Raw genomic sequence first — 12,961 nt, 5'->3', positions numbered from 1 at the left:
TCATCGCACGCTTGCGCGGTGTGGATAGTCGTTCATTCGCCAAGCTTTGTCACCGAAGACCGAACTGAATCGCGTTCAAATGACTACCGCCGTTGCAGCATTTATTACCGAATAAAAGCGACGGCGAATGCTGTGATACTCTCATAGCGTGCAGTGGCGCTCTCATGCCTAAAGCGCGGAGAAGAAATTACCGCTCGCGCGTCAGGCATCAAGAAGCCCCGCCGCGTGCCGTAAGAACAGGCAGTGCCACGCACATTCTTTCTGCGGTTCAAGGTCAATCGTCACGCCATGTCGGCCGGGCATCCCACCACCGAAGCAACACCCTCACATATACCCGGGCGCTTTCGCGCCGCCAAAAGAACGGCCGCCGTCGCGGACTCGTTCCAGGATTTGCCAGATGAAACCGGTAAGGAATCTTTTGCGGTCACGCGTCGGCCGCTTCATCGCATGCGGCGTCACGCTCGCCGTGCTGATCGCGGCCACGAGCGCGGTCGCCTGGCGGCATCATGTCGAAGCCGCGCAGCACGAACCGCTCGCACTGCCCGGCGTGGCAAGTGCAATGCGCGCCGACGCGGCGCCCTGGACCCATCGCGAGAAAGACGTCTCTCAGTTGATGAGCGATATACGTGCGCGCGATGTGGCCGCCATCGGCGTGAGCCGCGATGCGATCCTCGTTTCGACGCAGCGCGGCGAGAAGTACTACGTCGCCGACCATAACGGCGCCTTCTCGAATGCGCTTCTCGCTGGCGATCTGAAGTCCGGAGAAGCCACGCCTTACCAGTTAATCTGGCTGCCCGATGCGAAGGTTCAGACGGGTATGGCACGATGGGACGACGACTTCAATCGTCTGCGCGATCTGCTGAGCATCTTGTTGCCGGTTGTGATGGTCGGCGGCTTGTTGTGGTTCATGCGCCGCGAGATGCGCGGCGGCGCGCAACTGCTCGCGAAATCGCCGACGATGCGCTTTGACGACGTCATCGGCGCAGGCGAAGCGAAAGCCGCGCTCGCGGACGTGCGCGCGTGGCTGACCGAACCCGCGCAATTCACAGGCATGGGCGTGCGCGCGCCGTGCGGCATTCTGATGACTGGCGGGCCGGGCGTCGGCAAGACGCGTCTCGCGCAGGCGCTCGCGGGCGAATGCGGCGCGAACTTCATCGCCATCACAGGCAGCTATTTCAGCGCCAAGTACTATGGCGTCGGCATTCAGAAGGTGAAGCATCTGTTCGAACTCGCGCGCAAGAATGCGCCCACGGTCATCTTCATCGACGAAGCGGATGGCCTCGGCAAGCGCACGGATACGGGCGGCGGTCCTGTCGAAGCGGAGAGCAACCGCATCATCAACCAGCTGCTTGCCGAGATGGATGGCTTCGCGTCCAACGAAGGCGTCATCATCGTTGCAGCGACCAATCACCCCGACAACCTCGACGAGGCGCTGCGTCGCCCCGGGCGTTTCGACCGGACCATTCAGGTTCGTTTGCCCGATATCGAGGACCGCGAGAAGATCCTGCGCTTTTACGCGGCCAATCTGAAAACCAAGGCCGGCGATATCGACTTCGCGCAACTCGCGCGTCTTACCACAGGGCTTTCCCCGGCCACGCTCGCGATGATTGTGAATCAGGCGGGTCTCGTCGCACGCAAAGCCGGCGATAGAGAAGTCGCGGCGGAGCACTTCGTCGAGGCGATCAAGATCGCTCGCATCGGCGACATCAACGGTGCGGAGCGCGCGCTGTCGGATGACGAACGCACGCGCATCGCGATTCACGAAGCCGGGCACGGGCTGGTTGCTGCGCTGCTGAACACCGGCGTGCTCGAAGAAGTCACCATTCTGCCGCGCGGCGGCGCGCTGGGTGTCGCTCTCATCACGAAAGCGCAGGACAAGCATCTGTATCGCGAAACTGAAATGCGTAACGAGATTCAGGTGCTGCTCGGCGGACGCAACGCGGAACTGCTGATGTCCAACGAAGCATCGAGCGGCGCGGCGCAGGACCTGCAGGAAGCTTCGCGCATCGGGCTGGATATGGTGTCGAAGTTCGGCTTCAATGCCGAAGGGAATCTGTTCAGCCTCGCCGCGTTGCCGCAACAGGTGGCGGGCCTGCAGTTGAAGACGGCGATCGGCCACGCAAATGAACTTCTGTCCGATCTGAACGATGCCTGCTTCGCGTTGCTCAAGGCGAATGAGCCGGTGCTTCGCGCGATTGCGGATGAACTGCTCGAATCGGAAACCGTTCCGGGTGAAACCGTGTACCGGCTGATTCGCGAACATGCGGCGGCTGTGAAGCGCATCGCGGATATTGGCGCAATCGACGAAGTGCTCGCGGCTTGATGCATCTCGGTGCGGCGCCTCCATGCGCCGCGCTTTGGCTTGCGCCGACTTTCGCGCGGCGCTGCTTCTCTATTCGAAAAGTCAGCGGGTAGGCGCTGCGTCACGGCGTCAGCGCGCTAAGCGTCGCATAAGGTTCGCGGGCTAGGATCGCTTCACTCTCTGGCATCGTGAACCCGCTACATGAATCCACTCGAAGCATTTAACCGTGCCCTGTTCCTCTCCATCAACGCGACGCCCGCCACGCCGATAGGGCAAATCGATATTGCGCTGTTCGTCGCGAATGACTTCATCTACCTGATTCCCGCGCTGCTGGCGCTGTCGTGGTTATTCGGCAGCAGCCTTCAGCGGGCGGCCGCCGTGCGGGCATGTTGCGTCACCTTTCTCGCGCTCGGTCTGGCTCAACTCATAGGTCTCGTGTGGACGCATCCACGGCCATTCATGATCGGGCTCGGACATACGTTCATGGAACATGCGCCCGACTCGTCCTTTCCGAGCGACCACGCGACTGTCTTCGCAAGCGTCGTGTTGACGTTCCTCTTCATGGGCTTGCGTCGGTGCGGCGCCCTGATCGCGCTCGCGGGTCTGGCGGTTGCGTGGTCGCGGGTGCGCATCGGCGTGCATTTCCCGCTCGACATGGCTGGCGCGCTCGCGTTCGCGTGCGTCGGCCATGTGCTCGTCAAGCCGCTTTGGAACCGCGCCGGGGACAGCTTGATGCGCATGTTGAATGCGCTGTACCGCAGGCTGCTAGCGTGGCCCATCAGCCGCGGATGGCTCGCGCCTTAGGCGCAACGACAACATCGCGCATCACAACATCGTCGCATGCAAGTGATGAGGATCGGCCAGCATGTCGGCGACCCGTGTCAATGCCTCACGACAATCTTCCCGGTTCTGCGGACCGCCCAGACACAGCCGCAACGCGTTCGGCGGATTCCCGTCCGTGGAAAACGCGGCCCCCGCCACCGCGCCGATTCCCTGACTGCGCAACTGCAGCGCCAGCTCCGACGCGCTCCAATCGCAGGCAGCCGGCACGGGCAGCCATAAATGGAAGCCGTGAGCATCGGCATCGAAAGGCAAACCGCTCAGTGTTTGCGTTGCGATTGACTGACGCGCCATTGCTTCCTCGCGGATTGCGTCGAGTACGTCCAATGCCGTTCCATCGTTGATCCAGTGTGTCGCGAGCAGAACCGTGAACGGACTCGGCATCACCGTTGTTGCGCGCAATGCGCCCGCGATGCGCTGTGTCTGTCGCGATGTCGGCGCCTTGAGAAAAGCCACGCGCAACCCCGCACCGAAGGTCTTCGAAAAGCCCGTGATGTGATACGTCAGTTCCGGCGCCAGCGTGGCGAGGGAAACGGGCGCATCGATGGGCAGCATGCCGTAAGGCTCGTCTTCGATGATCGGTACGTTATAACGCAGCGCCACGTCGGCGAGCGCTTCCCGGCGTTGTTGACTCAGCGTCAAAGTGCTCGGGTTCTGCAAGGTCGGGTTGCAATAGAACCCGCCGGGTTTCTCCGTCTTGCACAACGCCTCGAACGCATGCGGCAGCGGACCTTCATCGTCACGAGCAAGAGCCTGTAACTTCACGCCTAGTTGCGAGGCAATCGCCTTGATGCCCGGATACGCGAGGGTATCTAGACAGACTGTCTCACCCGTGCGTGCAAGCTGTGAGATGAGCGCCACCAGTGCGCTATGGATACCGGGGCAAACGAGGATCGTATCGTCGCTGCAATCGGGCACACGTGCCTGGAGCCATCGACGTCCCGCTGCGCGGTCGGCCGCCATGCCACCGAAGTCCTGATAACGCAATAGCTGGTACGGATCGGCATCGCGCATGATCCGCGCCGCCGACTCGCGAAGGCGCGCGGCAAGAGCGGGCGGTTCGGGCGGCATGTTCATCGACATCTCGACGCTGCTTCCACCTGCAAGCGGCAGGCTCTGCGTTCTCCCGCGCACGAAGGTGCCGCTGCCGGCGCGTGCATCGAGCAGACCGCGCCTTCGCGCTTCGGCATAGGCGCGCGCAACGGTCGTGTAGTTGAGATTCAGCGCTTCGGCGAGGTCGCGCAAGCCCGGCAGCCGGTCACGCGGACGCAGTCGGCCGCTCGCCAGGTCTTCCTCGATGAGATCCGGAATGGCCAGATAAGCCGGCTTCCGGCTTTCTTCGAGTTTGCGAATCCAGTGATGCGACGTCTCGGCCATTCGTGTGTCCTTCGCGGATCGATCGCTCAAGCATAAGCATCTCACGCGGCGATGCAACTTGATCGCATTGATTGCATTGATGCACGGCTTTAGTGTGAATCGCACCACGCCCACGCGCCGGTGCGCTGAAAGCGTGCGCGCCCGAAGAAGGTGTGACTTGCGTCAGAAGCGCGAAAACCCCTTTCCGCAAGGCGTTTTCTAAAAATTTTCGTGTCGCGCAAGTGCGTTCGTTTTACTTGATTGCAGAGTGATTGCATTTCGCGGGCCAATCATTGGCATACCCGTTGCGTTTGATGGCTCGCCACATCGGACTTCATCGAGACGTCACCCGCCAACGGAGAATGCCATGCCCGCAGTCACCCAACCGCTTCACAAGAACGGCGATTATCTGGTCGACTATGAAGAGAAGGTCTTCGAAGATGTGAAGGCCGAACCCGGCGAGAAGGCGCTCGTCACGTTTCATACGGTTGCGTTCGAAGGATCAATCGGCTTCGTGAATCTCCTGCAGGCAACGCGTCTGCAACGCAAGGGCTTCGATACATCGGTGCTGCTGTATGGTCCGGGTGTCACGCTCGGACTGCAGCGTGGCTTTCCCACGCTCGGCGACGAAGCCTTTCCCGGCCATCTCAACTTCAACAAGCAACTGCAGAAGTTCATGGCCGAAGGCGGCAAGGTGTATGCGTGCCGCTTCGCGCTGCAGGCGCTTTATGGTCATGGTGAAGCGTCGCTTATCGAAGGCATCAAGCCGATCAATCCGCTCGACGTGCTCGATATCCAGTTGCTACACCGCAAGGAGAACGCGCTCATCATTCACACCTGGACCGTGTGATCGTCATGCGTTCCATACGCGCCGCCGCAGTGCAGATCACACCCGACTTCGAGCGTCCCGAAGGCACGCTCGACAAGGTCTGCACGGCCATCGACGAAGCTGCAGCGAAGGGCGTGCGGCTGATCGTGTTTCCCGAGACCTTCGTGCCGTACTACCCGTACTTCTCGTTCGTGCGCGCGCCGGTGGCATCGGGCGCGGATCACATGAAGCTCTACGAGCGCGCGGTCGTCGTTCCGGGGCCGGTGACACAGGCCGTCGCGGAGCGTGCGCGCACGGCGCAGATGGTCGTCGTGCTCGGCGTCAACGAGCGCGACCACGGCAGTCTGTACAACACGCAGCTCGTCTTCGATACGGACGGCAAGCTCCTGCTCAAGCGCCGCAAGATCACGCCGACGTTTCACGAGCGGATGATCTGGGGCCAGGGCGATGCGGCAGGACTCAAGGTGGTCGAAACGCAAGTGGGCCGCGTCGGCGCGCTCGCGTGCTGGGAGCATTACAACCCGCTCGCGCGCTACGCGTTGATGACGCAGCACGAAGAGATCCATTGCAGTCAGTTTCCCGGCTCACTGGTGGGTCCCATCTTTGCCGAGCAGATCGAAGTGACCATCCGACATCATGCGCTGGAATCGGGCTGCTTCGTCGTGAATGCAACGGGATGGCTCACCGATGCGCAGATCGAAGCCATCACGCCCGATCCCAGCTTGCAACGCGCATTGCGCGGCGGCTGCAACACGGCAATCGTGTCGCCGGAAGGTCAGCATCTGGCGGAGCCGTTGCGGGAAGGCGAAGGCATGGTGATCGCCGATCTCGACATGTCCCTCATCACCAAGCGCAAACGCATGATGGATTCGGTCGGCCATTATGCGCGGCCCGAACTGCTGAGTCTTGCGATCAACGATCGCCCTGCATCGCCCGTGACGACATTCAAGGAAACGACAGACGATGAGCGCCAGAGAGAACCTGCCGGCATCGAGCCGGCAATTGATGACTGAATTGCAGTCCGCGGGCCTTCGGCTCGTCGATCCGCGCGCGGGAGTATCGAGCCGCCGCGGCGGCGCCGGTCCGTCCGACCACAAGGCGGTGACGGTCGACGGCGTGACCATCATGGTGCCGGTGCATACGAGCACCGCGTGGGACTCGCCGTTCGTCGCCGGTCAACCGGATGCCGACGGGAACAGCGCACTCATGCGCCATGCCATTCCGATTGCATCCATCAGTTTTCCGAGCGCGCCGCGCTTTTATTCGATGCAAACGCTCGACGGCATACCGTACCCGCATATAGCGACTTTGCACAGCAAGGACGTGCTCGCGACGACGGTGCTGCAAACCTGCATTCGCTATGAAAGCCGCCGCAAGTCGTGCAAGTTCTGCGCGATCGGGCAGTCGCTGGCGGCGGGGCGCACGATCGCGCGCAAGACGCCCGAGCAACTCGCGGAAGTCGCGCGCGCCGCCGTGTTGCTCGATGGCGTGAAGCATATGGTCCTCACGACAGGCACCCCGCCGACGCCGGATCGCGGCGCACAGATTCTCTGCGAGAGTGCGTTCGGCATCAAGGCAGCGGTAGATTTGCCGATTCAGGCGCAATGCGAACCGCCGGATGACGATCAATGGTTCGAGCGCATGAAAGCGAGCGGCATCGACACGCTCGGCATGCATCTGGAAGCAGTGAGCCCGGAGGTCCGCGAGCGCATCATGCCGGGCAAGGCGACCGTGCCGGTCTCGCGCTACATGGAGGCCTTCCATGCCGCCGTGAAAGTGTTCGGGCGCGGACAAGTGAGCACGTACATTCTCGCGGGCCTTGGCGACGGCGCATCGGCCATCGTCGATATGGCGCGGGATCTGATCGACATCGGCGTATATCCGTTCGTCGTGCCATTCGTGCCGATCAGCGGGACACCGCTCGAAGACCATCCTGCGCCGACGCCCGAGTTCATGCGCTCGGTGCTCGCGCCCATCGGCGCGATGCTGGCCGATGCCGACATGCGATCCGCCGACATCAAGGCGGGCTGCGGAAAATGCGGCGCGTGTTCTTCTCTTTCATCGTACGAGGTGTGAGCATGGTGATCGCCGATACCGTCGATGATGTCGTCGAACCCGACTACGCCCCGGTCGAGTTTCGCGTGAAATGGGCGACGCTGCCTTGGGAAGTGCAGGAGGCGTACAAGCTGCGTCGCGCGGTGTTCTGCATGGAGCAAGGCATCTTCGTGGGCGATGACCGCGATGATATCGATACGCACGCGCGACTGCTCGTGGCTTCGAGCTGCGTGGCAGGCATGCCCGAGCAGGTGGTCGGCACGGTGCGCATTCACGAAGAATCGCCGGGCGTATGGTTCGGCTCGCGGCTCGCGGTACATGCGGCGTTCCGGTCGCACGCCAGGATCGGCGCGACGTTGATTCGCCTCGCGGTATCGAGCGCGCATGCACGAGGCTGCAAGACGTTTCTCGCCCATGTGCAGGCGCAGAATGTGCCGTTGTTTCAGCGTCTGAACTGGACGTCGATCAGAGAGGAAGCCCTCTTCGGTCGCGCGCATCATCTGATGCAGGCCGACCTCGATGCGTATCCGCCATGCGCCACGCCGCAAAGCGGCTTTGTCGCGTTGGCGCGGAGAGCGTCGTGAGTGCGCTGCAAGGCATCGTCGAGCGCCTGCGCGAAAGCCGCGGCTTTCGTCACAAGCGCGATATATCCGGCGTGCTGTCGCGCTTGCCGCATCCGGCCGTTGCCATCGGCGACGACTGCGCCGCCATTCCTGACGGCGACGGCTATCTGCTCTTCGCCATCGAAGGCATGGTCAGCGACTTCGTTCGCGCGATGCCATGGTTCGCGGGCTATAGCAGCGTGATGGTCAATGTCAGCGATATCTATGCGATGGGCGGCCGCCCGATTGCCATCGTCGATGCGCTATGGAGCGGCAGCGCCGAAGAAGCCCACGATGTGCTCGCAGGCATGGCGGCGGCATCGAAAGTGTATGACGTGCCCATCGTCGGCGGACACACGAACGTGCGAAGCGATGGCGCGCAACTCGCGGTATCGATCGTCGGACGCGCGCGTAAGTTGCTGACGAGTTTCGTCGCGAGGCCCGGCGATGCGCTCATCATGGCAGTCGATCTACGTGGCAAATACGAGGACCCGTATCCGTTCTGGAACGCCTCGGTGAGCGCGCCAGACGGCCGCGCACGCGGTGACTTCGAGTTGTTGCCGGCGCTCGCTGAAGCGGGCCTGTGCGATGCCGCGAAAGACATCAGCATGGGCGGCGTGCTCGGCACTGCGCTGATGTTGCTCGAATGTTCGAAAGCGGGCGCACGCATCGATCTGGATGCCGTGCCACGTCCCGACGATGCGGATTTCGAACGTTGGCTCAATGCGTTCCCGAGCTTCGGTTTCGTACTGTCGGTGCGTCGCGAGCATGTGGATGCGGTGCTCGCCCGCTTCGCGTCGCGTTCGCTGGCATGCGCCGTGATCGGACAAGTCGACGCATCGCATGAAGTCGTCGTCACGCGCGCACACGAAAGCGCGCTGCTATGGAACCTGCGCGAGGAGCCGTTCATATGTGCGCGATGAAGGCGTTGCGCATTGCGCTGCTCACGCATTCGGTGAATCCGCGCGGCGGCGTCGTGCATACGCTCGAGCTTGCGCATGCGTTGCACGACAGCGGTCATGAGGTGACGGTCTTTGCGCCGGCGCGTGAGAACGAGGTCATGTTTCGCACGACGCCGTTTCCTGTCGTGCTTGCGCGCGTGGAAGGAAAGCGCGATATGGCGCAGATGGTCGATGAGCGCATTCGTGCGTTGAAAGCCGCGTTGGCGGGTCAGGTTTTCGATGTGCATCACGCACAGGACAGCATCAGCGGCAACGCACTCGCCGAGCTGAAAGAAGAGGGCGGTGTACGCGGCTTTATCCGCACGGTGCATCACCTCGATCGTTTCGACGACTCGCGACTGTCTCATTGGCAAGATCGCGCATGGCGTGACGCCGACGAAGTGCTGTGCGTGAGCGATACGTGGACACGCATCATGCGCGAGACGTACCGCATCGATGCAAGGACCGTCAGCAATGGCATCGATGTGAGCCGATACCGCGCGCCCGTGGATTGCGGCGCCGTGCGGGAACGCTTCGGCATCTCGGGACGCGGACCGGTCGTGCTCGCTGTCGGCGGCATCGAGGAACGCAAGAACACGTCGATGTTGCTTGAAGCGTTTGCACTGCTGCGCGCTGCGAACCCATCCGCGCAACTCGTGCTCGCTGGCGGCGCGAGCTTGCTGGATCACGATACCTATGCGCGCCGCTTCTTTGCACGCGCCGCGCAATTAAACCTGCCTTCGAGCGCGAGCGGCACGCCCATCGTCATCACCGGAGCGCTGGAAGATGCCGCGATGCCAGCATTATTCCGCATCGCCGATGTCGTGACGATGATCTCGCTGCGTGAAGGCTTCGGCCTCGTCGCGCTGGAGGCGCTGGCAAGCAGACGTCCAGTGGTCGTATCGGAGATCGCACCGTTCACGGAGTATCTCGACGATCGCACCTGCGTCTTCGCCAACCCGCAGGACCCGCATGACATCGCGCGCGCACTGACTGATACGGGCGGCATCGACTTCGATCATGCCGTGCCGGCGCTGCTCGAACGTTACACGTGGCAAGCCAGTGCACACCGTCATCTCGACATTTACCGGCAGTGGCTCGCGGATGCACTGCTCACACACGACTGAGGACGATCCAATGCCAGTCATGCACTTTCGCATTCGTTGGCCCGATGGCGTGGAAGCCAACTGCTATTCGCCCTCGACGGTCGTCGGCGAGTTCTTCACCGCGGGCAGCCGCTATACCGTCGATGACTTCGTTGCGCGCTCGCGCAAAGCCTTGACCATAGGCTCGGAACGTGTGCGTGCGAAGTTCGGCTTTGCGTGCTCGGCGGCGATGGATCAGCTTGCGCGCATCGAAGAGGACGCGAGCCGTTTCAGCGATACAAGCGACGCACACGTCACCGTACTCGGATTCGAATGACACTTCGTTGAGGATCATGACCATGTCGAACCCTCACTACAGCGTGATCGTCGTCGGCGGCGGACAGGCGGGGCTATCGGTCAGCCACTTTCTGCAGCAGTCGGCCATCGATCATCTCGTCATCGAGAAGCACACTCTGACGCATACGTGGCGCACGCAGCGCTGGGACACGTTCTGCCTCGTGACGCCGAACTGGCAATGCGCGCTGCCCGGTCATCCATACACGGGCGACGATCCGCACGGCTTCATGAAGAAGGACGAGATCATTGCGTATCTCGACGGCTTCATCGCGAAGGTGAACGCGCCGGTGCAAGAGAACACGGCGGTGACGCGTATCAAGCGCGACGGAAACGGTCGATATGACGTGCAGACGACGCGCGGCGCTTTCACGGCCGACCAGATCGTCGTTGCGTCGGGCGGCTATCATGAGCCTATCGTGCCGCGCCTGGCCGAGCGATTGCCCGCTAACATCGTGCAAGTGCAGTCGTCGGACTATCGAAACGCGGATGCGTTGCCGCCGGGCGCGGTGCTGGTGGTAGGTTCCGGGCAATCCGGCGCGCAGATCGCGGAAGATCTGCACCTGTCGGGCCGCAAGGTTCATCTCGCAGTGGGCGAAGCGCCGCGCTGCGCGCGTTTTTATCGCGGGCGCGATGTCGTCGATTGGCTCGCGGACATGCGCTACTACGACATGCCCGTGACGGATCATCCACTGCGCGAAGGCGTGCGTGACAACACGAATCACTACGTTACGGGTCGCGACGGTGGGCGCGATATCGACTTGCGCCGCTTCGCGCTCGAAGGGATGGAGTTGTTCGGGCGACTGGACGACCTGCGCGACGGCAAGCTGCGCTTCGCACCGAATCTACGCACCGCTCTGGACAACGCGGACAAGACGTACAACAACATCAACGCGAGTATCGACGGATTTATCGAGCGGCACGGCATCGATGCTCCGCCTGCCTCGCGCTATGAGCCGCTATGGGAACCGCAGGCCGAGCGCGAGGAACTGGACCTGCAGGCGAGCGGTATTGCTGCGGTAGTGTGGTGCATCGGCTTCAGGCCGGACTTCGGCTGGCTAGACGTGCCTGTCTTCAACGGGAGAGGCCATCCTTCGCATCTGCGTGGCGTGACGGCTGTGCCCGGCGTCTATTTCATCGGCCTGCCGTGGCTGCATACGTGGGGCTCTGGCCGCTTCTCCGGCGTTGCGCGAGATGCGCAATACATCGTCGATGTCATCTGCACCGAACGCGCGAGCAGGGATGAATCGAGGCGCGCTTCAGGCGTCGATGCGTGCGTGGTGCGGTCATAGACCGCTAGTGTGCGGCCAGCGGGTTGAAGTGCGTCGACGTGTTGAACAGAAAGGCGAAGCATCTCACTAGCGGCAGATCGTTTCCGGCTTGCATCGTGGACGGGAACGAGCCCACTACGGTTTTTCTTCGCCTAAGCCTGCCTCATTCCCCTATGACGCCCGCAGCATAGTCCCATCGAACGACGTCCTGCCAAGCTCGGGAAACAGCGTTGCGTACACGCGCTTGGGATCGATACCGAAAGTCTCTCCCGCCGCGCTCGCGATCACCGCGTCCAGCGCCGCCGTCGGCTTCAGATCGCGCGACTGATACAGCGCGCCGTTGCCGAGCCCCGGCCAATCCGCCAGCACGCGGCCGCCTGCCACTGCGCCGCCGAAAATCATCGCGGCCGACGCCGTGCCGTGGTCCGTGCCGCCCGTGCCGTTCGCCGCCGCCGTGCGGCCGAACTCCGTCGCGACGACGACCGTCGTATTGGTCCAATGCGCGCCGAGGCCATCGGCGAGTGCGCCGATCATGGTGTCGAGCGCTTTGAGTTGCGCCGCGAGGCGCGGGTTCTGCGCGCTGTGCGTGTCCCAGCCGCCGGTTTCGATCATCGCTATGCGTGGACCGTCCGGCTTGCTCAGGAAGCTCGCCGCCAGCTTGCCGAGGCTCCCGGGATCCTGACGGGCGCCCGCATCGGCGGCGAGGCCGCGGGCCTGCATCGCCGCATCCCATAGCGAATGAAGCTGCGCGTCGCCCGCATAGAGCCGGGACACGCGCGCGATCAGGTCGTCCGGCGCCTGCGGTAGCGACGACGGCGCGTACGAGGTCACGTCGGTGCGGCCGCGCAAGGCGAGCGGTACGGTCGGCGCAAACGCGATGGCGTTCGCGCGCGAGGGCGGCAGCATGGACACGAGCCGGTTGAGCCAGCCGTCCTTCAGCCGATACGGCGCGCTTGCGCCGGTCTCGAGCACGTTCTGGCCGTCGAAATGCGAGCGTTCGCGATACGGCGAGGCGACGGCATGCACGAACAGCGCCTCTTTGTCGGCGTAGAGCTTCGCCGTGCGGACGAGCGAGGGGTGAAGCGCGAACGTGCCATCGAGCTTGAGCGCAGTCGTTGCATCGATGGCGAGCGGCCCGCGCAAGGCGGCATACGCCGGATCGCCGTATGGCACGACGATGTTCAACCCGTCCGCCGCGCCGCGCTGAATCACGAAGACGAAGCGCCTGTCGGTTTCTGCCGACGCGAGCACGAGTTGCGGCGCGACGAGCATGGCGCCCGCGCCGACGCCGGCGCATTGGATGAATCGGCGACGCGTGATCATCGG

Annotated in this window: 12 protein-coding genes; 10 read left to right on the top strand and 2 right to left on the bottom strand. The window is 63.0% G+C overall.

Annotation, left to right across the window (positions count from 1 at the left end; genetic code table 11):
- The first annotated feature begins 397 nt into the window (after positions 1–397).
- Together P9239_RS02975 and P9239_RS02970 are read left to right on the top strand one after the other, a co-directional pair.
- Positions 398–2,323 (top strand): AAA family ATPase, encoded by a 1,926-nt coding sequence (locus P9239_RS02975; RefSeq protein ID WP_309749013.1) that lies wholly within the window; start codon positions 398–400, stop codon positions 2,321–2,323.
- A 180-nt stretch (positions 2,324–2,503) separates the two neighbouring features.
- Positions 2,504–3,106, top strand: coding sequence for a phosphatase PAP2 family protein (locus tag P9239_RS02970; RefSeq protein ID WP_309749012.1), 603 nt, complete (start codon positions 2,504–2,506; stop codon positions 3,104–3,106).
- 21 nt (positions 3,107–3,127) lie between these two features.
- Here P9239_RS02970 and P9239_RS02965 read toward each other — a convergent pair whose 3' ends face one another.
- Complete coding sequence (locus P9239_RS02965) at positions 3,128–4,519, bottom strand: PLP-dependent aminotransferase family protein (RefSeq protein ID WP_309749011.1); 1,392 nt, start codon at positions 4,517–4,519, stop codon at positions 3,128–3,130.
- A 346-nt stretch (positions 4,520–4,865) separates the two neighbouring features.
- Between P9239_RS02965 and P9239_RS02960 the strand changes: the two genes are divergently transcribed.
- The 8 genes from P9239_RS02960 to P9239_RS02925 are packed head-to-tail and all read left to right on the top strand — an operon-like array spanning position 4,866 to position 11,656.
- Positions 4,866–5,348 (top strand): MSMEG_0572/Sll0783 family nitrogen starvation response protein, encoded by a 483-nt coding sequence (locus P9239_RS02960; RefSeq protein ID WP_277189026.1) that lies wholly within the window; start codon positions 4,866–4,868, stop codon positions 5,346–5,348.
- 5 nt (positions 5,349–5,353) lie between these two features.
- The gene (locus P9239_RS02955) at positions 5,354–6,340 is read left to right on the top strand and encodes a Nit6803 family nitrilase (protein ID WP_309749010.1); all 987 of its coding nucleotides are present in this window, start codon (positions 5,354–5,356) and stop codon (positions 6,338–6,340) included.
- The gene (locus tag P9239_RS02950; protein ID WP_404980188.1) at positions 6,333–7,403 is read left to right on the top strand and encodes an MSMEG_0568 family radical SAM protein; all 1,071 of its coding nucleotides are present in this window, start codon (positions 6,333–6,335) and stop codon (positions 7,401–7,403) included. The genes P9239_RS02955 and P9239_RS02950 overlap by 8 nt, the downstream gene beginning before the upstream one ends.
- 2 nt (positions 7,404–7,405) lie before the next feature.
- Positions 7,406–7,966 (top strand): MSMEG_0567/Sll0786 family nitrogen starvation N-acetyltransferase, encoded by a 561-nt coding sequence (locus tag P9239_RS02945; protein ID WP_309749008.1) that lies wholly within the window; start codon positions 7,406–7,408, stop codon positions 7,964–7,966.
- Entirely contained in the window at positions 7,963–8,907 is a 945-nt protein-coding gene (locus P9239_RS02940; RefSeq protein WP_309749007.1) for a sll0787 family AIR synthase-like protein, read from the top strand. The genes P9239_RS02945 and P9239_RS02940 overlap by 4 nt, the downstream gene beginning before the upstream one ends.
- Positions 8,895–10,052: an MSMEG_0565 family glycosyltransferase gene (locus P9239_RS02935; RefSeq protein WP_309749006.1), complete on the top strand. Its 1,158-nt coding sequence runs from the start codon at positions 8,895–8,897 to the stop codon at positions 10,050–10,052. The genes P9239_RS02940 and P9239_RS02935 overlap by 13 nt, the downstream gene beginning before the upstream one ends.
- A 10-nt stretch (positions 10,053–10,062) precedes the next feature.
- Positions 10,063–10,347, top strand: a complete 285-nt coding sequence (locus P9239_RS02930) for an MSMEG_0570 family nitrogen starvation response protein (RefSeq protein ID WP_309749005.1) — start codon at positions 10,063–10,065, stop codon at positions 10,345–10,347.
- Positions 10,348–10,369: 22 nt separating this feature from the next.
- Complete coding sequence (locus tag P9239_RS02925; protein ID WP_404980166.1) at positions 10,370–11,656, top strand: MSMEG_0569 family flavin-dependent oxidoreductase; 1,287 nt, start codon at positions 10,370–10,372, stop codon at positions 11,654–11,656.
- Between the two features lie 150 nt (positions 11,657–11,806).
- Here the strand turns inward: P9239_RS02925 and P9239_RS02920 are convergent, their stop codons facing one another.
- A complete protein-coding gene (locus P9239_RS02920) occupies positions 11,807–12,958 on the bottom strand; it encodes a DUF1501 domain-containing protein (protein ID WP_309749003.1) in 1,152 nt (383 codons plus the stop codon).
- Positions 12,959–12,961: the final 3 nt, after the last annotated feature.

It is taken from the genome of Caballeronia sp. LZ062 (assembly GCF_031450785.1).
GTDB lineage: Bacteria > Pseudomonadota > Gammaproteobacteria > Burkholderiales > Burkholderiaceae > Caballeronia.
This window is presented reverse-complemented; position numbering and strand designations above follow the sequence as displayed.